General features: G+C 67.6%; 20 protein-coding genes and 6 pseudogenes. 9 read left to right on the forward strand and 17 right to left on the reverse strand.

The genetic code is table 11. From position 1 onward, the window contains the following. Positions 1 to 936: 936 nt before the first annotated feature. A complete protein-coding gene (locus tag E2E34_RS14790; protein ID WP_138902380.1) occupies positions 937 to 1,647 on the reverse strand; it encodes a hypothetical protein in 711 nt (236 codons plus the stop codon). A 414-nt stretch (positions 1,648 to 2,061) separates the two neighbouring features. On the opposite strand from E2E34_RS14790, the gene E2E34_RS14800 reads away from it, so the two are divergent. Both E2E34_RS14800 and E2E34_RS36440 read left to right on the forward strand, forming a co-directional pair. Then, entirely contained in the window at positions 2,062 to 2,946 is an 885-nt protein-coding gene (locus E2E34_RS14800; RefSeq protein ID WP_341870220.1) for a GGDEF domain-containing protein, read from the forward strand. Positions 2,947 to 3,321: 375 nt separating this feature from the next. Continuing rightward, the gene (locus tag E2E34_RS36440; protein WP_244315749.1) at positions 3,322 to 3,573 is read left to right on the forward strand and encodes a hypothetical protein; all 252 of its coding nucleotides are present in this window, start codon (positions 3,322 to 3,324) and stop codon (positions 3,571 to 3,573) included. A 232-nt stretch (positions 3,574 to 3,805) separates the two neighbouring features. Here E2E34_RS36440 and E2E34_RS36445 read toward each other — a convergent pair. From E2E34_RS36445 to E2E34_RS14815, 4 genes and pseudogenes are all read right to left on the reverse strand, one after another. Further along, positions 3,806 to 3,928: pseudogene (locus E2E34_RS36445) on the reverse strand (nitroreductase family protein); the annotation flags it as partial. Between the two features lie 54 nt (positions 3,929 to 3,982). Continuing rightward, positions 3,983 to 4,204, reverse strand: coding sequence for a hypothetical protein (locus tag E2E34_RS36990; protein ID WP_279637886.1), 222 nt, complete (start codon positions 4,202 to 4,204; stop codon positions 3,983 to 3,985). After that, complete coding sequence (locus E2E34_RS14810) at positions 4,201 to 5,247, reverse strand: cation:proton antiporter (RefSeq protein WP_279637887.1); 1,047 nt, start codon at positions 5,245 to 5,247, stop codon at positions 4,201 to 4,203. The genes E2E34_RS36990 and E2E34_RS14810 overlap by 4 nt, the downstream gene beginning before the upstream one ends. 64 nt (positions 5,248 to 5,311) lie before the next feature. Then, entirely contained in the window at positions 5,312 to 5,755 is a 444-nt protein-coding gene (locus tag E2E34_RS14815; protein WP_279637888.1) for an arginine deiminase family protein, read from the reverse strand. Positions 5,756 to 5,991: 236 nt separating this feature from the next. Between E2E34_RS14815 and E2E34_RS14820 the strand changes: the two genes are divergently transcribed. Beyond that, entirely contained in the window at positions 5,992 to 6,507 is a 516-nt protein-coding gene (locus E2E34_RS14820) for a GNAT family N-acetyltransferase (protein WP_138902382.1), read from the forward strand. Positions 6,508 to 6,763: 256 nt separating this feature from the next. Here E2E34_RS14820 and E2E34_RS14825 read toward each other — a convergent pair. Further along, a pseudogene (locus tag E2E34_RS14825) lies at positions 6,764 to 6,987 on the reverse strand (IS701 family transposase); the annotation flags it as partial. A gap of 182 nt (positions 6,988 to 7,169) precedes the next feature. On the opposite strand from E2E34_RS14825, the gene E2E34_RS37620 reads away from it, so the two are divergent. Beyond that, on the forward strand, positions 7,170 to 7,772 hold the full coding sequence (locus E2E34_RS37620; RefSeq protein WP_341870221.1) for a transposase family protein: 603 nt from the start codon (positions 7,170 to 7,172) through the stop codon (positions 7,770 to 7,772). Here E2E34_RS37620 and E2E34_RS14835 read toward each other — a convergent pair. From E2E34_RS14835 to E2E34_RS14850, 3 genes and pseudogenes are all read right to left on the reverse strand, one after another. Then, on the reverse strand, positions 7,756 to 8,772 hold the full coding sequence (locus E2E34_RS14835) for a threonine ammonia-lyase (protein ID WP_138902383.1): 1,017 nt from the start codon (positions 8,770 to 8,772) through the stop codon (positions 7,756 to 7,758). The two genes, E2E34_RS37620 and E2E34_RS14835, sit on opposite strands and share 17 nt — an antisense overlap. Positions 8,773 to 9,415: 643 nt before the next feature. Further along, positions 9,416 to 9,999: pseudogene (locus E2E34_RS14840) on the reverse strand (IS5 family transposase); the annotation flags it as partial. A gap of 369 nt (positions 10,000 to 10,368) precedes the next feature. Continuing rightward, positions 10,369 to 10,701, reverse strand: coding sequence for a winged helix-turn-helix transcriptional regulator (locus E2E34_RS14850; protein WP_138902385.1), 333 nt, complete (start codon positions 10,699 to 10,701; stop codon positions 10,369 to 10,371). 149 nt (positions 10,702 to 10,850) lie between these two features. On the opposite strand from E2E34_RS14850, the gene E2E34_RS14855 reads away from it, so the two are divergent. Both E2E34_RS14855 and E2E34_RS14860 read left to right on the forward strand, forming a co-directional pair. Next, on the forward strand, positions 10,851 to 11,741 hold the full coding sequence (locus tag E2E34_RS14855) for an NAD(P)-dependent oxidoreductase (protein WP_138902386.1): 891 nt from the start codon (positions 10,851 to 10,853) through the stop codon (positions 11,739 to 11,741). A gap of 191 nt (positions 11,742 to 11,932) precedes the next feature. Continuing rightward, positions 11,933 to 12,805: an NAD(P)-dependent oxidoreductase gene (locus E2E34_RS14860; protein WP_138902387.1), complete on the forward strand. Its 873-nt coding sequence runs from the start codon at positions 11,933 to 11,935 to the stop codon at positions 12,803 to 12,805. A 141-nt stretch (positions 12,806 to 12,946) separates the two neighbouring features. On the opposite strand, the gene E2E34_RS14865 is transcribed toward E2E34_RS14860, so the two are convergent. The 3 genes and pseudogenes from E2E34_RS14865 to E2E34_RS14875 all read right to left on the reverse strand — a co-directional run bounded on the left by E2E34_RS14865 (position 12,947) and on the right by E2E34_RS14875 (position 14,493). Beyond that, positions 12,947 to 13,219, reverse strand: a complete 273-nt coding sequence (locus tag E2E34_RS14865; protein WP_439333682.1) for a Tn3 family transposase — start codon at positions 13,217 to 13,219, stop codon at positions 12,947 to 12,949. Then, positions 13,170 to 13,468 (reverse strand): annotated as a pseudogene (locus E2E34_RS14870) (IS982 family transposase); the annotation flags it as partial. The gene E2E34_RS14865 and the pseudogene E2E34_RS14870, both read right to left, overlap by 50 nt. Before the next feature lie 86 nt (positions 13,469 to 13,554). Next, positions 13,555 to 14,493, reverse strand: a complete 939-nt coding sequence (locus tag E2E34_RS14875; protein ID WP_138902388.1) for a MerR family transcriptional regulator — start codon at positions 14,491 to 14,493, stop codon at positions 13,555 to 13,557. Positions 14,494 to 15,246: 753 nt separating this feature from the next. On the opposite strand from E2E34_RS14875, the gene E2E34_RS14880 reads away from it, so the two are divergent. Next, the gene (locus tag E2E34_RS14880) at positions 15,247 to 16,017 is read left to right on the forward strand and encodes an SAM-dependent methyltransferase (protein ID WP_138902389.1); all 771 of its coding nucleotides are present in this window, start codon (positions 15,247 to 15,249) and stop codon (positions 16,015 to 16,017) included. A gap of 199 nt (positions 16,018 to 16,216) precedes the next feature. Here the strand turns inward: E2E34_RS14880 and E2E34_RS14885 are convergent, their stop codons facing one another. Continuing rightward, entirely contained in the window at positions 16,217 to 17,164 is a 948-nt protein-coding gene (locus E2E34_RS14885) for a quinone oxidoreductase family protein (RefSeq protein ID WP_138902390.1), read from the reverse strand. A gap of 75 nt (positions 17,165 to 17,239) precedes the next feature. On the opposite strand from E2E34_RS14885, the gene E2E34_RS14890 reads away from it, so the two are divergent. After that, positions 17,240 to 17,731 carry a MarR family winged helix-turn-helix transcriptional regulator gene (locus E2E34_RS14890; RefSeq protein WP_138902391.1) on the forward strand — a complete coding sequence of 164 codons (492 nt, stop codon included), beginning with the start codon at positions 17,240 to 17,242 and terminating at the stop codon, positions 17,729 to 17,731. A gap of 621 nt (positions 17,732 to 18,352) precedes the next feature. Here the strand turns inward: E2E34_RS14890 and E2E34_RS37445 are convergent. The 4 genes and pseudogenes from E2E34_RS37445 to E2E34_RS14910 all read right to left on the reverse strand — a co-directional run. Then, positions 18,353 to 18,668 (reverse strand): annotated as a pseudogene (locus tag E2E34_RS37445) (hypothetical protein); the annotation flags it as partial. Positions 18,669 to 18,701: 33 nt separating this feature from the next. Then, positions 18,702 to 18,956 (reverse strand): annotated as a pseudogene (locus E2E34_RS14900) (reductase); the annotation flags it as partial. Between the two features lie 155 nt (positions 18,957 to 19,111). After that, complete coding sequence (locus tag E2E34_RS35930; protein WP_208765247.1) at positions 19,112 to 19,393, reverse strand: hypothetical protein; 282 nt, start codon at positions 19,391 to 19,393, stop codon at positions 19,112 to 19,114. Between the two features lie 286 nt (positions 19,394 to 19,679). Beyond that, the gene (locus tag E2E34_RS14910) at positions 19,680 to 20,207 is read right to left on the reverse strand and encodes a MarR family winged helix-turn-helix transcriptional regulator (protein ID WP_138902394.1); all 528 of its coding nucleotides are present in this window, start codon (positions 20,205 to 20,207) and stop codon (positions 19,680 to 19,682) included. Between the two features lie 222 nt (positions 20,208 to 20,429). On the opposite strand from E2E34_RS14910, the gene E2E34_RS14915 reads away from it, so the two are divergent. After that, positions 20,430 to 21,430: alkene reductase (locus E2E34_RS14915; protein WP_138902393.1), on the forward strand; the 1,001-nt coding region annotated here is incomplete at its 3' end.

The following is a 21,430-nucleotide window of genomic DNA, read 5'->3' on the forward strand; positions in this document are numbered from 1 at the left end:
GTGGGGGACGCATCATCTTCGCCGGCTCCGCCTCCCGAACCGCAGGCTGCAACGAGCCCGAGACATGCCGCGAATACGCCAAGGCGGACCCAACAGAGGCCAAACCTCATGCGCGCTCCTCGTGTCCTCCGGTGCGATCAGGGGGAGCCTAACGCCGTTCTTGCTGGTCACTGGGACCTGAAGGCGGAGAGGGCCGCCGCACCCCTCGATTGGAGCAGCGAACAAGGTCGCTGTCGGAGAGCAGCGGCCTGGACACGATCACGACGCTAACCCAATGCTCACCGGTACAAGCGCGGAACGAAGTGCGCGTAGAGGCTTGCCTGCGAGCGTGACGTCGGAAAGGCGCCGTACATAGCGGCTGTGGCACCACCCGCTGAGCTGTCCGCATCCCGTACATCCCGCCGGAACACCGGATCTCGTGCGGGCCCGGACCGCCACCACAGCATCAGAGACCTCGACCGAGACCACGAGCACGTCAGACAACTGCGGTAACAGACTGACCAGTTCACCAGGGCACAGTCATAAGGCTGCCCGCCGCGCAGACCGGCCGACCCTCCTGACAAGACGATCTCCGCCTACGAAAATCTTGCCAGAGCCACGTTCAGGCGTACCCCGACACCCCCTCTGGGAACGGGCGCCCCACCAGCCGGTTCCCACCGAACAGCCTCCGGTCGCGCGAACTCGATGGCCCGGAACAGCCGCTCTGCTGCCTGCGGGGACGGCTGACCCAACGGCCAGGCCCGCTCTCCGTTCCTCAGTTGGTTGGGCCGTTCTACGGTCTGAGGAAGGTGGGGAGCGGAAAGAGCACCTCGGGGGCCCGCCGACCGAAGGTCGGCGGGCCCCCGAGGGTCGTCGGCGGGTCCGGTCGCGGCACTCTTCGCAGGGGGGAACACCGGGGAGGCTGCCAAGCACCGGCCGGCTTGCTCGCGGGGCGACTCAGTACCACTCGGCCACTTGCTCGGCGATCGAGAACTCGGCGCCGCACTCGCCGCACCTTCCCCCGCCGAACAGGTAGGTGAGAGCGAGCGCGACGGTTTCGACCCCGGCCTCGCTGGCCGCGTCATAGAGCACGCGGGCAGGCCCCGACAAGTCGTCCGGCTCGGCGGCGCGAAGCGGCGGCCCCTCCGGATCGCCAGGCTCCCAGTCGCCGACGGCGGAGAAGTAGCCAGCCTCACCGATGGAGACGAACACCCCCATCTCGCATTCGGGGCAGAACACCTCGATTGCCCCGTCGGCCAAGCCCTCTAGGGCCGAGGACCAGACGGGGACACCGACAAGTGCCATGACGGTCTGCAGCAGATAGATGTAGAAGGCGGGCTCCGCGGGGCGGCGGATCCGAGCGTGGGCCAGAGTCCGGAGTCGCTCGATCGAGGCGCCGTGCCGGTCGCGGGTCTCGTCATCGGCAGCAGCGACGATCGCTCCGGCCAAAAGCAGGGCGTTGTCGCCGTCCTTACCTGCCTCGCTTCCCAGACCGGCAAGCAGCGCGAGGGCAGCGAAGCTCGCTGGGTAGACACTGCCTTGATGGCACAACCGTGACCACAAGTCGCTCCAGGCCTCGTCGTTTGGCTCGGTGCCAAGCCGTTCGAACAAGGCCGGGATGTCCTCGGCGGTGCCGTACGCGTGCTGCAACTGCGACCAATCCGTCATGCGGGCATCCAACCAAGCCCTACCTCGTCGGCTCGCAGCAGGGCGGGCCTACCGACGCCGTCGTCGACATGGGGAACTGAGGTGAGCAGGTCTGGCCAGCACCAGAGCAGTGGGTGGGGAAGATCAAAGAGCCCCATCAAGGCGATGGCCCACGCGGCTTCCGCGGCGCCTTGGCACTGGAATACCGCGGCTACGGTGCACGTCGCCAACATCGGTCGCACTCGGCATCTGCCTCGAGTGCCACGACGGCACGCCCGCCGACCCGTCCAGCTACATCGCTCCCCCGTCGGCACGTCACCAGCTGGCTGCCTGAGCCCCACAGCAAAGTGCCCGGAACAGCCGCTTGCCGCTGCACGCGTGACGGCTGCTCCGGGCTTTCCCATCCCGTGTCAGGTACGAGAGGAAGCCCCCAGTATGACCACATTCACCTTACCGAGGAAGCACCTCCACATCACCGCGGCCGCCGTGCCGCTGGCCGGATGGACCGCCCACACCATCATCCTCCGCCGGCGCCTGGCCGCCGCCCAGCGCGACCTGTTGACCGGCACCCTGCGCCGCGAACCCTTCCTCGCACGCGCGCAGCGGATCCTCGAGCGACATCCGCACGACGCGGTCCTGATCCTCGCGGACGCCGACCACTTCAAGGCCCTCAACGACACCTCCGGGCACGCCGCAGGCGATACCGCCCTCGCCACGATCGGTACCCGGCTGACCGAATGGGTGGGCAAGCGCGGCACCGTCGGCAGGCTCGGAGGCGACGAATTCGCCGCCCTCACCCGTATCCGCCCCCGGCACCAGGCCCTGCGCCTGAAGCACCTCGCCCTCCTGCTCGACCAGCCGCTCGCCTACGACGGCGAGCAGTTGCCCCTCGCGGTATCCGCCGGGGCCGCGACCCCGGACACGGTCGACACACGCGACCTGACCGTCCTGATGCGGGCGGCCGATGCGGCGATGTACGAGAAAGCGGAAGGGCGCGGTGGTCCAGGCCCGCCCCCGTCACGCTCAGGCGCGCAGCGTCAACGGCCGCCGCGAAGGCCGCCCCGGAACCCACGCCCGCCCGACTACCAACCACAGCTCGACCGCCGCTCCGCGACTGAACACCGCCATGCCGGGGCCGGAGCGGCGGCAGCTCGTCTGGCGCGACACCTGACCGGGCGGCCACACGGCCGTCGCTACGCAGTCCAACCCGGGGGTCAGCGGTGGGCCGGCCGCGGCCCCAGCGTTAGTTGCCGGTCTCGGTGTGAATTTCCGCCAAGGGAAGATCACCACCCCCGGCCCCGCCGCGAGTGGAACGCCTGAGAAGCAACCCCCCGGGTGGTTGCCTCACCAGCAGGCCGTGAGCCTGGCTGACGGCACGCGGCTGAACACTGCTTCAGACGGAGTCCCGTTCGAGGAGAACGCCGCCCCAGGGGTCTACCACCAGGCTTAGCGCAGTGAGCGGTCTTTCTCTCCAGGTACGCGTCGCAGCCCCGGAGGCACCCGCACCTCCGCCGCAACGGACCTGCCGCGCTGATGGTGCCGAACGCCGAGAACGCCACGACCGCAGAAGCTGGCCTCAACTCCGGCATCGCCGCCACACGGTGGGGGCCGTCACCGCGCCCTCAGCTACCTCAGGGCTATGTCCGCAGCGCAGGGTTCTCGGCTGCGGGCCAGCTCCGGTTCCACGATGAGCCGGTGACCGAGACGCTGCCCCCGGCGGGTATTGACCTCTTCGACGTTGAACACATTCATCCGACAGAGGTTGAAGTGCCGCTGCTGTCACCCGAGGCTCAATCGGCCATGGACCGGGTGTGGGACGGGGCAGTCCAGGCCAACACGACCCTCTCCGACGGGCCGGTGGTGGCGTGGGCGAGTGCCGACGTACAGCCAGCCCAGCAGTTGCTCCCCTTCGGCGACACCGAGGTACTTGCGGGCCTGGGTGCCTGAACGGCTTGCCCGGTGCGCCGGGTCGATGCCCAGCCGTGGCCGTGCAGGAGCAGGGAGAGGGTGGTGACCATGCCGGTGGTGGCGGCCAACTGCTCCCACCCGGGGATCTTCGGGTGGTCGGGCACCGGGCTGTGCACGGTCGACAGGAGCGGCGGGGCGCGCAGGGCCTCGTGGCGGCGCGCTGGGCCTGCTCCGGCGAGGTGGCAGCTTCGCCGAGCACGTCGCCGAGCCGGGCCCGTTCGTCCCCGGCCTCTGCGACTAGCCGCCAGGGCCGCAGTCGTCCATGGTCGGGTGCGGTAGCCGCGGCCTGGACGAGGCGCTCCAGTTCCTCGCGGCCGGGTGCGGGCTCGGTCAGGCGGGGGCACTGCGCCGGCTGAGGACCGCTTCCAGAACCGTGTTCGGGGCCGGGTCATCGGGTGATCTCCCAGGCGGGATCGCGCTCCGGATCGTCGTGCGGTGTCGGCGGAGTCATCCTCGGGTCGTCGCCAGCCACGCGCCTGAGTATCGGGGCGGTGGCCGCGGTGGTGATGACGGTCATCACCACCAGGAGAGTGAACAGCCGCTCGCTGATGACGCCGGTCTGGAGGCCGATGCCGAGCACGACGAGTTCGGTCACCCCGCGGCAGTTCATGAGCGTGCCGATCGCTGCCGACCAGCGCCAGTCGGAGCCGGTGAGCCTGGCTGCGCCGGCCGCCCGCCCCACTTACCGATGACTGCGACTGCCAGGATTGCTGCTCCCCAGCCCCACTGTCCGGCCCGCAGCGTGGAGAAGTCGGTGTGCAGGCCGGTGTCGACGAAGAACAGCGGCAGCAGGAGCGGCAGGACGACGGCGCGGAGGCGGTCGGCGCTGCGCTCGACGGCCGAGAGGCCGCGGGGGGTGGTGGTGCCTAACAGGAAGGCGGGGTGTACGCCGACCTGGTCGGTGGTGTAAGCGCTGTGGCACAGTCCGGCGAACAGCAGGACCAGGACGAGATCGTCGGAGGTACGGCCGGCTCGTTTCAGAAGAGCACGCAATTGGGGCCGCAGGAAGATCAGGCCGACTGCGAAGGCGGCGGTCAGGGCGAGGGTGGCCAGGGCCGACAGGGCGGTGCCGGAGATGGACAGGGCGACGGCAGCGGTGAGCAGGCACCAGGCGAGGGCATCGTCGGTGGCGGCGCAGGCCAGGGCGAGGGTGCCCAGGGGCGTGTTCTCCAGGCCATGGTCGGCGAGGATCCGTGTGAGGACCGGGAATGCGGTGAGGCTCAGGGCTACGGCGACGAACATGGTGAACGGCAGCCGGTCGACCCCGTCGGGCGCGAAATGCGGGTAGAGGGCGGAACCCAGCGCGGCGCCGAGGGCCATGGGGAGCAGTACACCGCTGAGGCTGACGGCCGCGACCGCACCTCGGGTGGAGCCCAGGGAGCGGAGGTCCAGTTCCAGGCCGATCCGAAGGAGGAACGCCAAGAGGCCGAGATTGCCCAGCGCGCAGGTGATGGGCAAGGCCGAGGGCGGCAGGATGTGGTGCTGGACGCCGGGGGCGAGCCATCCGAGCAGCGAGGGGCCGAGCATAATCCCGGCCAGGATCTCGCCGGTGACCGGCGGCTGGCCGAGCAGCCGTACGGCCCGCCCGCCGGCCTGGCAGGCGAGGACCACGACTGGGACGGCGAGGAGCACGGGTAGCAGCGGGTCGGGCACGGCAGCTCCAGGAGTCGGGCGAAGGACCCACGGCGGCACGGCAACCGGGCGAGGAGGAGGTGGATCAGGCGCGGGTCAAGGGCAGGGTGGTGCAGCGCAGGGAGCCGGGGATCCGGGTGACCTCGGAGTAGTCGACCGTGAGAACCTCGAGTCCGCGCGCGGCGAGCCGCGCGGCGATGCGGTCGCTGCCAGCGGCGACGATCACGGCTCCCAGCGCGGTCGCCAGGACGTTGGCCTGGACGGCCCGTGCCTCGTCGTCGGTGACGTTGATCAGGTCGAAGTGCTGCTCAAGCCAGCGCAGTTCGGCGGGCGCGAAGACACTGCGGGGGATCAGCGCGGTGCCGGGAGCGACGATCGTGAAGTGGTCGTCCAAGTGGGCGATGCCGTCGACAGCGAAGTGGACCGGGCGGACCTCGCGGGCGACGCCGTGGCGGGCCAGCGCCCGCTGCAGCGCCCTCACGCCCGCGGGGGACGTCTCCTCGCCGAGGCCGACCCGGACAGTGAGCAACGAGCTGCCGCGCGAAGGGATACGACCCTCAGCGAGCGAAAGCCTCGGTCAGCCGTCCGGAAAGGAGTTGCCCCGGCAGAGGAAGGGCTATTACCCTCACGCTGGCGCGACAGACGCGTGATCTCGGGATGAGGGGGTTGATGAATATGGCTGCCGTTGGCCGTCATCAGCATGCCCTCATCCGGCCCGTGCGATAACAGAGCGCGGCCGGTCGTTCCCACGACCAGGAGAGACACATGTCTTCCACTTCTTCACACGTCCACGCCGACGTGGTCACCAAGCGCCTCGTCCTGCGGCCCTGGACCAGGAGCGAGGCCATCACGGTCCTCGACGACACCCGGCCCTCGCACTGGGCCGACGACTTTCCTGCCGAAGGCGATCGGGTGGTCGCGGGCCTCTTCGAGCAGTACCCCGACTGGCTTGGCCCCTACGGCCACCGTCTGGTCATCGAGCGCGACAGCGGCCTGGTGGTGGGCTCGATCGGCCTGTTCTGGCCGCCCAGCGAGGGGGTCCTTGAGATCGGCTACGGCATCGTAGTCTCCCGGCGTGGTCGAGGCTATGCCCCCGAGGCCACCAAGGCCCTCGCCGACTTCGCCCTCACCTTGCCAGATGTCCATACTGTGTCCGCCGACGTGGAACTGTCGAACCCGGCTTCAGTCCGAGTACTGGAGAAGGCTGGCTTCCGCCGTTGGAGGACCGGGGAGAACGTAGTCAAGTTCAGGATCTCGAACCCGGGCCGCGATCTACGCTGATTGCGTGGGGTCCTGGAAGCAATGCCCTCCAGGACCCCACCGCGATCGCTGAATTCCCGGGCTACCAGCGTAATCGGAGAGACGGGACCTAAGTACTGCAACGGTGCCTGCTCTGGGTGCTGGGCAGTTTTCAGGAGCTGTGTCCCCGTCGTTTGTAGTGACTCAGCCGCGCCGCATATTTGCCGTCCCCGGCGCCATGTCGACCGGTGCGGGATGTGGCCGGCAGGGGTGGGACGGCGGTCGGTGAGGCGGGTGATCAGACGTTTGATTTCCGCGAGGTTGAGGTGGATGAGCTGGGAGGATCCGTTTCTGCTTTGTCCGCATCCAGCTCTCTGGCCCGCAGGATGGTGAGGCAGGCGTGGGCGGCCATGGCCAGGGTCATGTGGCGGTGCCAGCCGGGGGAGCGCCGGACCTGGCAATCGTTCAGGCCGCATCCTGTTTCGCCGTTTGGAAGCTCTCTTCCACCGCCCCTGGGCTGCCGGTGTCGGCGTACGGGGCGAATGTGGCTCGGGCAAGATTCTCGTAGCCGGAGATCATCTCGGGGACACGGTCGGCCGGTCCACAGAGCGGCCCGGCTGTGACTGCGCCCTGTTGAACTGGTCAGCCCGTTACCGCAGTTGTCTGATGTGTTGGTAATCTCGGTCGAGGTCTCCGATGCTGTGGTGGCGGTCTGCGCCCGCACGAGATCCGGTGAACCAGCAGGGTGTGCGGGATGCGGACAGCTCAGCGGGTGGTGCCATAGCCACTATGTACGGAGCCTCGCCGATGTCACGCTCGCAGGCCGGGCTGTGCGCATCGACTTTTCCGTACGCCGTCTGTACTGCGAGAACACGACCTACCCAGGTGACTTTCGCCGAGCAAGTGCCGGGTCTTACCGTCCGCTACCAGCGGCGGACACCGCCGTTGCAGCGTTTGGTGGAGGACATCGGCGTGGTGCTGGCCGGACGGGGCGGTCCCCGGAAGCTTCGTATCTTGAACATCAGGCTCTCGCGGTGCACCGCCTTGTCCCAGCTGATGCGGGTGCCGTTTCCGCCACTGGTCGTGCCCCGGGCGCCGGGGATGGACGACTTCGCGCAGTATGGCGACACCTCCGGAACCCTCCTGGTCGACGCCACCACGCGGCTCCCACGCACACTCTGGGAAGGACGCGATGCGGAACGTCTCGGCTGGTGGCTCCGGTGCGCACCCAGGTGTCGAGGTCGCCTGCCGAGACGGTCAACATCGACTCCACCTCGGTCCGAGTAACTGTCAAGACCTGTGAATGATGGGAGCCGGGCCGACCCAGCGGTGGTAGGCGTCTACGTCGACGTTGCTGCCGCACACGATGGTGGCTACGTGTCGGCCGGCGAAGCGGTCACGGTCTTCGAGGATCGCCGCGACGCCGAGCGCGGCCGACGGCTCGACGACGAGGCCGGCGTGGTCGAGGAGCAGCCGCATACCGGCGATGATCGATGCCTCCTGGACCAAAACGGCGTCGTCGGCTACCAGGAGTAGGTCGTCCAGGACGGCCGGCATGGGACGCCGGCCGGCGACGCCATCAGCGATCGTGTTGGTCGACTCGGTAGTGACCACTCGTCGCATGCGCCACGAGTGTGTCATCGCCGGTGCGCCCAGCGGCTGGACGCAGATCACCTCGACCTCGGGCGCCAGGGCCTTCACCACATGCCCCACGCCGGTGGCAAGCGCCCCACCGCCGAGAGCGATCAGGACGGTGTCGAACGACGGCGTGGTGTCCACCAGTTCCAGGCCGATGGTCGCCGCGCCCTCGCAGGTTTCGATGTCCAGGCTGTCTTCGACCAGCCGGATGCCGTTGTACCGCGCGATGGCCGCCGCCCGCTCGCGCGCAATCTCGTGGTCTCCGTCCACCAGCTCCAACCCGGCGTCCAACGCGCGGATGCGATCAAGCTTGGCCCGAGTCGCAAAGCGGGATGCCACGACTGTGACGTCGATCCCCCGGCCGCGACCGGACCACGCAAGGGCTTGGCCGAGGTTGCCCGCGCTCGCGCACACCGCGGCTCGCGAGGCATTGTCGGCGAGCATGCTCGCGACTACCTCGGTGCCGCGGGCTTTGAAGCTGCGGACCGGGTTCGCCGTTTCGAGCTTGATGCTCACCGTGCACCCGAGGCCGGGCTCCAGTGCCTCGCAGCGGTAGAGCGGAGTGTCGAGAAAGATCGGGTCGATTACCCGGCGAGCCGCGCGGATCCGAGCAGTGTCGAGACGCGTTTCCACGACACAGCAGCCTAGCGCCACCAGTGCTGGTTCCATGAGTAACCGTGATGAAACGCGAAGTCCTGGTCCCCATCGACGAGGAAATCCACAAGCTCATCATCGACCAGCAGCAACTTGTCCTCGCCCGCTGAACCTAGGGCTGCCCGCACCTATATCCCCGGCCGACGAGGAACCCTGACGGCCGCTATCCGACCGCGAGCTCCACTTACCGGCTGGTCCTCTACCGCTGGCTCCAACTCTGCGAAGTCCGCCACGAGCACGGGCGGCCCGCCCACTTCACCCCTCACCATCCTCGACCACGACACCGCCGAGCTGACCGCGCACTACGCGTGGCTGCATGACACCACGGTCCGTGAGCACTGGGAGAAGCCCCGCAACGTCAACATCAGCGAGCAGGACATCGAACTCGACCCCGACGGCCTACTCGCCGAGGCGGCCTGGTCCAAGCAGCGGCTTTCCGCGCCACCCAGGCCCTGCCGAACGGCTACTGCGGGCTGCCCGTCCAGCAGTCCTGCCCGCACTCAAATGCCTGCCTGACCTGTCCGGTGTTCATCACCATCCCCAGTCTCTCCCCCAGCACCGCCAACACCGCAGCGACATCCTGCAGGTAATCGCGGCCGTCGAAGCCCGCGGCCAGCAGCGGCTCGTCGAGATGAACACCTAAGGGCTTTCGTTTGGATCATCGAGCGGACCAGAGGAAGATGCCGGCAATGTGAGGTCCAGCGAGGTAGATGGTCGCGGTCTTCTCGTAGCGGGTGGCGATACCTCGCCACTGCTTGAGGAGGTTGCTGCACCGTTCGACGGTGCTGCGCTGCTTGTAAGCCTCGCGGTCGAAGGCCGGTGGCCTGCCACCCCGGCTGCCTCGTCGCAGCCGGTGGCCACGCTGGTCCGCCAGGACCGGGACCACCGCCCGGATACCGCACCTGCGCAGGTGGTCGCGGATCGCGCGAGACGAGTAGGCCTTGTCCGCCAGAACTACGTCCGGCTTGGTGCGCGGCCGTCCGCGGCGTCGGAGAACCCGCAGTCGGGCCATGACCTCGGTGAAGGCGGGTGCTCGCCGGCCTGTCCCGCGCTGAGAACGAACGCGAGTGGCCGGCAGCGGGCATCAGCTGCCAGGTGGATGTTGGTGGTCAGCCCGCCGCGGGACCGGCCGATGGCGTCGGCTGGTTCACCGGCCGGGGCCCCTTCTTGCGGGCCCCGGCCCCGTGCCCTGGACGATAAGTTCGCGGAGGAACTCCGCGAATGCCGCGAACACGTGGAAGACCAGGCGTCCGCCTGGGGGGTAGTGGTGTCGAGCGCCTCGTGGAGCGAGGTGAAGCCCACTCGATCAATTGTCCCTGGGTCGAGACGTGGGCGTACCCGACGAGCGCGCCCGCACGGCGGGGACCGGGGCGAGGAGATCGGCGGTGTCGCCGTCCTAAGGCGTCTGCACCCGCGAGATCGTCAGAGAACGGTGGCCCTGAAGTTCTTAAGCACACCGGATTTTTGACTCCGTTTCTCAACGCGTTCCGGCGCCGTTCCGGCTGCATCCCCGCCGCTTACTGATCTTGTTGAGGAATCGGTCGATCCTTGAACACGGGATTCTTGAGAGGTTCCTCCGGCGCGTCACGTGCCGGAGGAATGCAGGACTGGCTACGGGATGGCCTCGATGCGCTCCATATGCTCCTCGCCCCACTCCCCGAGCGGTGCGAGTGCCGTGTTGAGGGAGCTGCCGAACTCGGTCAGCGAGTACTCCACCTTGGGCGGGACCTGGTGGTGGACCTCGCGGTGCACCAGGCCACTGGCCTCCAACTCCCGGAGTTGAAGGATCAGCATCCTTTCGCTGATACCGGGCACCGCCCGCCGCAACTCTCCGAAGCGCAACAGCCCCTCCTCGCCGAGCGAAAACAGGATTAGCCCCTTCCACTTACCGCCCATGACGGCGATGGCGGCGTCGAGCCCGCAGATATAGGTCCGCTTGGTCATCAGCACTCCTACTGACAAAAGTGTGGGTACCGAACAGAATTGTAGGTACTTGATCAGATGTATGTGGAGCTTCCAGAATGGAATCGGGAGCCGCGCTGATCGGCGATTGCGTGGCTACTCAAACATCCGACTGCTGACTGGAGTGACGCATGACTAGGGATACCCCCACACCCGTGACCGTCGTCGGGCTGGGGTCGATGGGCCGGGCGCTGGCCGAAGCGTTCGTCGACGCGGGGCACCCGACAACGGTGTGGAACCGCACGCCGGCCAAAGCCGCACCGTTGGTGGCCAAGGGCGCCGTCCATGCCCGGGTGGTAGAGGCCGCGGTCGAGGCGAGCCCGCTGATCATCACATGCCTGACCACCTTCGAAGACACTCGCTTCGCCCTTGAGCCAGCTGCGGCGGCGCTGTCCGGGCGCGCCCTTGTCACGTTGAACAGTGGTTCGCCCGCCGGCGCCCGCGCCATGACTGCCTGGGCGACCGGCCGTGGCGCCCGTTATCTGGCCGGAGCCGTCAAGAACGTGCCGGAAGCCGTGGGAGCGCCGGACACGCTGTTGTACTACAGCGGAGACAAGACAGTGTTCGATGAGTACGAGACGACACTGAAGGTACTGGGCGGCGACACCGTCCATCTCGGAGATGTGACCGACCTCGCGGCCCTGTACGAGAAGGCCGTGGGCGCCATGCTGCTGCCTGCGCTCGTCGGATTCTTTCAGGGGGCCGCGGCCGTTCAGGCTCGTGGGCTGGAGGCGAGCAGCATGGTGCGGTTCGCCGGGAAGTGGCTGGACATGATCAAGTCTCTGCTGCCGGTCTACGCCACAGAAATCGACAGAGGCGATTACACCGATGCCGCCTCCTCCGTGAACCTCTTCCTCGCGGGCGCGGCCCATGACATGGAACTGACCAAGGAGACGAACGTCGACGTGGCCTGGCTCGCTCCACTGCACGACCTGGTGGAGCGGGCGGCTGCGGCGGGCCACGGCGACCACAGCATCTCGGCCCTGACTGAAGTACTCAGGAAGCCAGCGCCAAAAGCGTAATGCGACAGCTGTTGCGAGGTGCGCGTTCCCGCAGATCCGTCCATGGGCTTGGTCACCGTCACGCCGCCTGCGACGGGCTGCGGCCGCCACCGGCCTCGAATTTGTCGGCACGGGCCGTTCGGTGAGGGAAGGGCACGTTCAAGCCTCACCCGGAGAAACGTTCAAACTTTGAGGTGATGGTGAGGGGGGTCATGAGCAAACACGATGTAACGGTCATTGGGCTCGGACCAATGGGACGTGCGATGGCGAGCGCGTTCCTCGGCAAGGGCTACCGGGTCACCGTCTGGAACCGGACCGCAGGCAAGGCGGACGAGCTGGTGGACGAGGGAGCCGACCGGGCCGCCACGGTCCACGGCGCGCTCGCCGCGAGCGAACTGGTGATCCTCAGCCTGACGGACCACCAAGCGATGTATGCCGTCCTTGAGTCGGCCACCGAGGCGCTGTCCGGCCGGGCTCTCGTCAATCTCAGCTCGGACACGCCCGAGAGCGCCCGCCGAGCTGCTCGATGGGCGTCAGGACACGGTGCCCGGTACCTCACCGGAGGTGTGCAGGCGTCACCCCCGGGCATCGGGCAGCCCGGGTTCTCCACCTTCTACAGCGGGCCCAAGGAGGTATTCGACGCGCACCGTGAGGCCCTGGAGGTGCTCACCGGCACGGACTACCGCGGCAAGGACCCAGGGCTGGCGGCGTTGTACTACCAGGTCGGGATGGACCTGTTCTGGACGACGGTGCTCGGCTGGCTGCACGCCCTCGCACTGGCGGATGCCCACGGCGTCTCGGCCGAGGAAATCCTGCCGTCTGCATCATCCGTGCTGTCCGGAATGCCAGACTTCCTGACCTTCTACACACAGCGGATCGACGCGGGTGAGTACCCGGGCGACATCGAAAGGCTCGCCATGGGTGTGGCGAGCGTCGACCATGTCCTACAGACCGCCAAGGATGCGGGGGTCGACACCTCGCTACCGACGGCGGTCCTGGAGATTTTCCAGCGAGGCACAACAGTCGGCCATGCCGACGACAGCGCGACCAGCTTGATCGAGGTCCTGAAGAGGCCCACCGCGTAGCCACTGCGTGCCGGTCCGGCTCACGCGAGGTCTCAGTCGGCACCGCAAATGCCGCTGTCTCCTTGTTGGCCCCGTCCTACTCGAAGGACGGTATTGGTGAGGCCCCGTCATCAGCTGACCGGCAAAGATCAAGGCGGCGCGCTACCCACGGTGGCTGTTCCTTGCCGCCCCCTCAGCGCTCAGGGTCAGGCCGAGCGCGCCCAGTTGGTCCTCCATGACCTCGCGGTAGTGCTGGCGCAGTTCACCTCTCTGCCCGAAGAAGATCTTCCGGGCAAGGCGGTGGCGGGCCTCGGTGACGTTGAGCTGGGCTCCGATCATTCGGCGGTATCCCTCGTCGGAGACGAACTGGAGCAGGTGCAGGGTGCTCACGGGCGCAACCGCAACCGACCGGTGTGGAGTCGACCAGCCACACATCGTCGCTCCACAGTAGGCATCGCGGGCCACGATCCGGATCATGCTGGTGAGCAGTGAGAACGCGGCGCGCAGCCGCTTGTTGTAGCCGGACTGCTGGGGCACGTAGGGAAACAGGTGGCCGAAGTCCCGCCCGACGCGGCGCAGCCAGCGCCGCTCGCAGGTGTAACCGAGCAGCGCCGACATGACCGCGAGCGTGATCAGCTCGGCGTCACTGAGCGTGGTTGCAAGGGTGTCCAGGTCGTTAGTCACACATCGACGTTGGACGCCCTCGCCTCATGTCCGCAGGCGATCCCTTGGACTCGTTCAGGGATCCGGGACGGTCTCCATTGCGGTGACTATGTGTCGCGGTCATTTCGCAGGGCCTGGATGAGCCAGGGGTACACCGGGATCAGGTTCGGTACTACCTGCCAGCCGTTGACGATCCACACCAGCCGCCAGTATCGATCCACCCGGGGATCGTGCGCCTCTTCGAACTGCTGGGCCATCCAGTCCCGGAATTCCGTGTCAGGGGTGCGCGCGAGCACCTCGGCGAAGCGGTGCACGAGGTCGTCGATGACGGGTGCGCCCCTGTCGCTGAGCGGGTCGATGCCCGACTCCATGGCCTCAGCCACCTTCTGACGGGTGAGTTCCATCAGTTCCTCGCCGGCATCGCACTCGATGTCGAGCGGGCGCCCGGCGGCCTGACGTACGGCCGTCCGGCGCATCCGGGCACGGAAATCCTCGTCTTCGACCAGCTCGGTGAGCTCCACCCACGCGGCGACCTGCTCGCTGGTCGGATCATCGGGGAGGTCGGGAGTGGCAGCGTGAACCATGGCCACCGCGGTCGGGTCGGCATCCACTGTGCCGAAGGTGCCATCCACGAAATCGTCGATCAAACGTCGGCGTTCCTCGCCGGACAACTGTGTGAGCCTGTGCATGAGTGTGGTCTCCTCAGGACTGGACCCGCGTCTGGCCACGACTCGCAGAACACTCCGACGCAGTTGCAGCACCCGGATCTGGACGTCCATGGCGTCGGCGTGCGCCGCGGCGACTTCCGCCACCGACAGCTCGCGGTCCAGTACCCGTTGAATCGTGGCCAGGTCCATGCCCAGCTCGCGCAGTGTGCGGAGGAGCTCCAGACGAAGCAGTGCGTCCAGGTCGTAGAGCCGATAGCCGGCGGGGCTTCGGGTGGTCGGCGCTACCACCCCCGAATCGGAGTAGAACCGGATGGTCCTCACAGACAAGCCGGTCCGCCGGGAAAGCTCCCCGATCGAGTAGAGGGTCGTAACGTCCATGTCCCCCACTCTGCTGTCTCCAGTCACTGGAGACTCAAGGCCATTCCCAAGCAGGGTCCGACCACGAGACGTCCTCCGAGTTGCTGGAGCATGCGTTGCGCGCTCTCCGCTGACCGCCAGGATGAAACGGGCACGCCTTGCACGTGCTGGGCGAGTGATGGCAGCGACATGCGACACCGCTCGCTGGCGGCCCACGGCTACGAGCCCTTGGACTCAATCATCTAGTGGGATTTCGTCGTAGGCGACCTGGGGGGGCCGTACACAGCGTCGGCAGCGATGCAGAACAGACCCGCAACTTGGCTCACATAGGCCGCGACGGCAGGCAGCGGAGGAGCCACCGAGCGACGGTGAACGTCGACCCTCCAAGCCGGCGAGAAGATCGCATGGTCCCGCGCACACTCGCTGACCTCCGTCTGGCCGACAATCTCAGCCGCCTCAACCACTTCGTCGACGGTCATACCGAACCGGAGCGGGCCGACGCCGACAGCCGGCGAATAGGACCACTCGTCGTTCGACGGCTCCGGCATTGAACGCCATAGTCGCTCCTCTAGAACACCTGAGACTTGCCGCCGCCCATCGTGTCAGATCACTCAGTGTGCCCCTTCGGTCTCGACCGAGAATGCGCGACACCTGAACATGAGCTCACCAGTCCCAAGGGCCGGGACCGAATGTTGCCGCGCCTGCACATGGGCGGAGGGCCGAAGCAGTGAGACGAAACGGGGTTGTGCCTGGAGCGATGATCGGCTTGGGTTCGTGCTCGTGACTGCCTTGAATGATCTCGTACGTCCGGACCGCTATCCGCGCTCCTCCCGCTATGACCCTGGCTGGTTGCTCAACCTCGCCATGAGGCCGAACCCGTTGTGGATGCTGGAGGACCTCGCCCTGGACCTTGATCTGCGCCCGGGAATGCGGATTCTCGACCTCGGTTCCGGCAAGGGCGCCACGTCGGTGTTCCTAGCCCGCGAGTACGGTGCCCAGGTCGTGGCGGCCGACTTGTGGATCGCCCCCGAGGATGCGACAGCCGTCTTCGCCGACGCGGCTGTCGGCGATCAGGTGGAGGCTGTGCGAGCGGAGGCGCACGCCTTGCCGTTCCAGGAGGAGAGCTTTGACGTCATCGTGAGCGTCGACGCGTTCGAGTACTTCGGTACGGCAGATAACTACCTGCCCTACTTGGTCCGGTTTCTCCGCCCTGGTGGACAACTGGCCGTGGCGACTCCCGCCATGACACGGGACGTCCGTGAACTCGGGGCCATCCCGCCCCACATCAAGGACGTGGTGGGCTGGGAAGCGATCGCCTGGCACACGGCGGAGTGGTGGCGCTTCCAGTGGGCGATCACTGAACTGGTGGAGGTCACGTCCGCGCGGCTACAGCAAGATGCCTGGCAGGACTGGCTGCTGTGGGCCCAGGCATGCGCCGAGCATCAGCCGGACGGCCAGAGCGCCAACCAGCCGGTCATCGACATGCTCACGGCAGACGGCGGAGAACTTCTCTCCTTTGCTCTGGTAACCGCACGCAAGAACTAGGCGGTCAACTCCGAAAGTCCTTCGGGGCTTGACGCGAATGGTGTGGCTGTGTGGTGCACGGCAGCTGGGCATCGGCCAAGGCCGCTGCCCAGCGCTGATGTGGGTCAGATGCGAGTTGCTCCCGCGTCCGAGATGATCACCTCCGTCCTGGCGGGTTCATCGCGGGAGCCGCTTCGTGGTCGGCGCTTTCTGCGTGTTGTCAGGCGACACGGAGGATGCTCTTGCCGTGGGTCGCGCCCTCGGCGAGGCGCTGCACGGCCGTGGCCAGGTCTTCGAGGGCGTACTCGGCGGTGATGTCCGTGCGGACCTTGCCGTCGGCGACGAGGCCGAGTGCGCGGCGGGCACTGTCGGCGAGCCGCTCGGGGTGGGTCTGGCTGAGCAGGTTGCTGTTGTAGGTCAGGAGTGACTTGCCGTGCATGAGAAGGTCGTTGGCGTTTGTGAGGACGGGTTCGTACGTGGCGAGGTTGCCGTATGCCACCAGTCGGCCGTGTGCTGCGAGCCGCTCGAGGCCAACGGTGCGGGTCGAGCCTCCGACCGGGTCGAGGATGACGTCGGGCTTCTCGTCGCCGAGCTTGGCCTGCAACTCCTCGCGGAGCAGGAGCTGGTCGTACCCGAACTGCGCGGCATATTCGGCCCTGTCGGCAGTTCCGACCACGCCGACGATCCGGCCTGCTCCCGCCAGTCGGGCGAACTGGGCAGCGAGCGTGCCGACTGAGCCGGCGGCGGCGTGGATCAGCACGCTTTCCCCGGGCCGCACGTGCGCGGCTGTGTTGATCAAGTCGTAGGCGGTCGGTGCGCCCCACCCAAGACCTGCGGCTACCCTCAGCGACATGCTGCCGATGCCGAACGTGAGCGTGGCGGGTGCCAGGACCACCTCGGCGTAGGCGCCTGAGGTGGTCAGCGCGGTGACGGCCTCACCTACACGGCGTGCGTCGATACCCGCGCCGACCGCGACGACGTGCCCGGATGCCTCGAACCCAGGGACAAAGGGGCGTGGTACGGGGAAGTGGCCGTCCCGGACCATGGTGTCGCCCCACTGGATCCCGGCGTATGCCACGCGGATCGCCACTTGCCCGGGGCCGGGGGTGGGCTCATCGAGTTCGGCGACCCGGTAGTGGTCATCGGTGTCGAAAATGACAGCCTTCATGGTTACAGCCCCCTGGGTTGACTCAGTATCCTTACAGTTGAGAACGGTAGGCATATAAGGTTCCTGAGTCAACCCATGGACCTGCCAATGAAATGGGAGTACACGGTGAAAGCCCCGATCGAGAACGACCTCTGCATCCGGATCAGGCGGTCGGAGCAGGCGTTGATGGCGCACCACGAGGCAGTACTGCGTGCCTACGGACTGACCATGACGCAGTACACCGTGCTGCTGATCCTCTCGCGCGAAGGCGGCATGTCCGGCGCCCAACTGGCCCGGTCCTGCGGCGTCACGCAGCAGAGCATGAGCAGCGTGCTGACCAACATGGAGACCAAGAAACTGATCCGACGCGAAACGTCCCCCGTGCACGCCAAAGTGCAGATCGCCACCCTCACCGACGCGGGCCAGGCGCTGCTGGACCGCGCCTACCAGGAGGTGGTCATCCTTGAGCGCGCGCTCACCAACGCGTTCACGCCCGCCGAACACGCCGCACTCTGCGAACTTCTGGAACGCGCCACCACCATCCTGACCCAGCAGACGCGCCACGCGACAGCCCCGCCCGCCACCTGAGCCTGCGGCCGCCACGCGCGGGACCTCGACCAACCCCAGAAGGACTTCCAGAGCCGACCACTACTGCAAGCAGACTTCACTTCGCCGATACTTCTGGCTCCGATCGTCATCGGAGAGGCAGAAACTGGCGAAGACCCTGCGGTGGCGCCGTCGAGGCCAGACGGAGCCGTCCTGTCGCCGGGGAATTTACCGTGACCTCATGCGTGGGGTTACCTGTTCGATTCGTTTCACGACTGAAGCCGTGACCGAGCTGCCTCCTCGTGCTGCCGCGCCGCCGAAGGCTGGAGATGTGGCTGAAACCGTGTCTCGCCGATGTGCGGGATGCGATCGCCGGGGCCGGGCGGCGCGAGCGGGAACGGCAGCACGGTCGGGAGGCCCGGCCGCTCGGAGAGGGCTGGCTGCTGGGGGCCGGCATCGGCGCCGGTCCTGCGGTGTACGTCCATATTGGCGGCTGCCACTTGGCGGGCAAGCGGTGCCGCGGCGTGCCCCGGGACATCACGTTGCGGCGGCCCCAGACCTACGCACTGACGCACGAACCAGTGGATGCGGGGAACCTAGGGCGATCACATCCGCCAGGAGCCGCGTGTGCAGCTCCGGCATGTCCGTCACGCGGCTGCCCGGGGTGCAGGAGGCGAGCTGGGGGAAGGCGTCTTCCCGTACGGCGCGCACGGTGCGACCGCTGAGGTGCGCAGCACAGGCCACAGCTGGAGGAGCAGGTCCCGGTTGAGGTACCGGGGCAGGTCATCACGCAGGCCCTCGTGCAGGACGGTGCGGTACAGGCCCATGCGTTGGCGAGGCTTGGTCAGGTCGTACGAGGTCATCCCCGACCGGACATGTGCAGCGGCGGCTCCAAAATCCCCTGGGCCGGGCCGGACAACTCATCCAGTGACTCCGGCAGGCGACGCCGGAACTTCTCCCGGTAGAGGGCGAGGTCCAGAAGGACTGGAACCTGCTCGGTATCGACTCCCTCGCCACCGACCCCGTCGACCGCGTCGCGTACGGCCGTGGGGGCGCCCGTCCAGGTGTCCAGGACTATGTCCCATTCCCCATCCGCGAGGGCCGCCAGGCCATGCGAGTCCGTGCGGTCACCGCACAGATCCAGAGCGCCCACCGGGGCCTGATGCTGACCCCGGTGAAACACCGCCACCTCCCAACCCCGTGCCAGCGCATCATCGGCGACGGCACGCCCGACGAATTCCGTACCACCCATGATCAAGAGCCTCATGATTCCGACTCTGCCCGACCAACCGCCGGCGTGGGAACCGAACCTCGCTGTGGGCAGAATCGCCCACAGCTCAATTGCCGATGCACTCAAGCTGAGGATCCACACCCAGCCCTGTCGTTCATTGGTTCACCGCCCAGCGCGGTAAACCATCCCGGTCAGAGCACTAGGTACCGGCGTTCCTCTACCTCCGCCAGGTGGACATCCTCGGGGTTGCCGAGCCGACCAGCAGCGGGGGTGGTCCGGTTCGGAGTTGCGGCGCTGGTCGAGCTGCGCACCACGGACCTGGGCGAGGACAACGCTGCGGTGTACGACGAGCGGCGTCCCCAGGGCGGCGGCACGGTCGAGAGGCAGTGGGTCGAGACCTCGGCGCTGACCCGGGCCGCGCTGGAGCGGTGGCTGGACGTGCGCAGGGGCTTGGTGCGGCGGGCCCACGGCACCTCGAAGCTGTGGGTGTCGCTCTGGATTCCCGTACAACGACTGGGTCGGGGACTGGAGCGAATACCACAGGAACAACCGGTGGCAGCCGCTGCAGGGAGGGCACCGGCCGCGGCGGACTGCCGTGCGGCTTGCCCCGCATGCGCACGATGTCCGCGTGGCAAGTGTGCCAGTCGGCACGGGCCAGCTCGACCAACGGCTCCAGGAACTCCTCGCCCGAGGCGCCGACGGCGGCCGTGACGATCAACGCCATCTCGACGTCGTCGGCGTCCCGGAGTCGGGGGTTGTTCACTCTTCGAGCGCGGTCGCGCTCTGCGCCAGGCTGTGTTCCAGTCGCTGCAGCACGTCCAGAGCTGTGATGCGCTCGTCGGCGCTGAGGCTGCCGGTAGCGGCGGCTTCGAGGTCGGACCAGGTCCGTTCGACTTCCCGGCGCAGGGCGAGGCTGGCAGCGGTGGGTTCGACGATGACGGCTCGCTTGTCAGTGGGCGAGGGGCTGCGGCGTACGAAGCCGGCGTTCTCGAGGCGCTGGAGGGTGCGGGTCATGGTGGCGGCGTCGGAGTCGATCAGGCGTACCAGGTCGGTCTGTCGCTGGGGGCCGCGTTCCCACAGCTGCATCATCACCAGCTCTTGGCCGGGATAAAGGCCGACGCGGCGCAGGAGCTGCCCGGCGATCATGCGGTGCAGGCGGGCCACGCGGAAGATCGCGTGACTGATCGGCCCCGCGTGGGCGGATGTCGGCACCGGCACGGTCGCCGCGCTCACCGGAGCTGCGTCTGCCGCCTGGCCGTCGGCCTCATCAGTAGGCGGATGGGTCATGGCTTTGCACTCTCCCCTGGAAATATGCCCGAGCAGCGATAGGGCCATTCTCCTACCTCACGCCCCCCTGCGCCATTCGTACCGGCATTCACCAGGGCTGTTGAGGTTGTGACGCGTGTCACTGTAGCGCGATGGAATGTCCGCTCCCCTGTTTTAGTTGTTCGAACAGTAAATGCGTCGGGCTTGACAGTCCCTGACGCCTCCAACTGGTGAAGGAACGGCATGACTACTGCATTCGACCCGATCGACCTGGGATCCGTGCGACTGGCCAACCGGATCGCCATGGCACCGATGACCCGCAGCAGGGCCTACGGCAGGGGCGCGAGCGCAACGCCCGCGATGGAGACCTACTACGCCCAGCGGGCGGACGCCGGGCTGATCATCACCGAGGGAACCCAGCCCTCGGCGGTGGGCCAGGGCTACCCCGACACTCCGGGCCTGCACTCCCACGAGCAGGTCGCGGCCTGGCGGAGGGTGACCGAGGCGGTTCACCGTGAGGGCGGAGCCATCTTCGCCCAGCTGATGCACACCGGCCGTATCAGCCACCCCGCTCTGCTGCCCGACGGACTGCACCCCGTGGCGCCTTCGGCGGTGGCCGCCAAGGGGCAGGTGTTCACCCACGAGGGCCCCAAGGCCTTCGTCACTCCCAAAGAGCTCAGTGAGGCCGAGATCAGCGAGACGATCGCCGACTTCGCGGTCGCGGCCCGCAATGCGATAGCCGCGGGCTTCGACGGGGTGGAGATCCACGGTGCGAACGGCTACCTGATCCACCAGTTCCTCGCCCCCAACACCAACCAGCGCACCGACGGCTGGGGCGGCTCCGTCGAGGGCCGCATCCGCTTCGGCGTCGAGGTCGCCGCCGCCGTGGCCGAGGCCATCGGGGGCGAAAGGGTCGGCTTCCGCATCTCGCCCGGCAACCCCTACAACGACATCGCCGAGGACGACCTCGCCGCGACCTACACAACGCTGGCCAAGCGGCTGGCCCCGCTGGGTCTGGCCTACCTGCACGTGCTCGAAGGCCCGCACCGCGACCTCACACTCGAGTTGCGCAAGGAATGGCCGGCCACCTTCATCCTCAACCCCTTCACCCACCCCGACACCACCGGCCCGGACGCGCTGGAGCTGATCGAGGACGGCACAGCAGACATGATCGCCTTCGGCGCGCTGTTCCTGGCCAACCCCGACCTGCCCGCCCGCCTCGCCGCGAACGGGCCGTACAACAC

Origin of the sequence: Streptomyces albidochromogenes (assembly GCF_005981925.1) — a bacterium.
GTDB classification, from domain to species: Bacteria; Actinomycetota; Actinomycetes; order Streptomycetales; family Streptomycetaceae; genus Streptomyces; species Streptomyces albidochromogenes.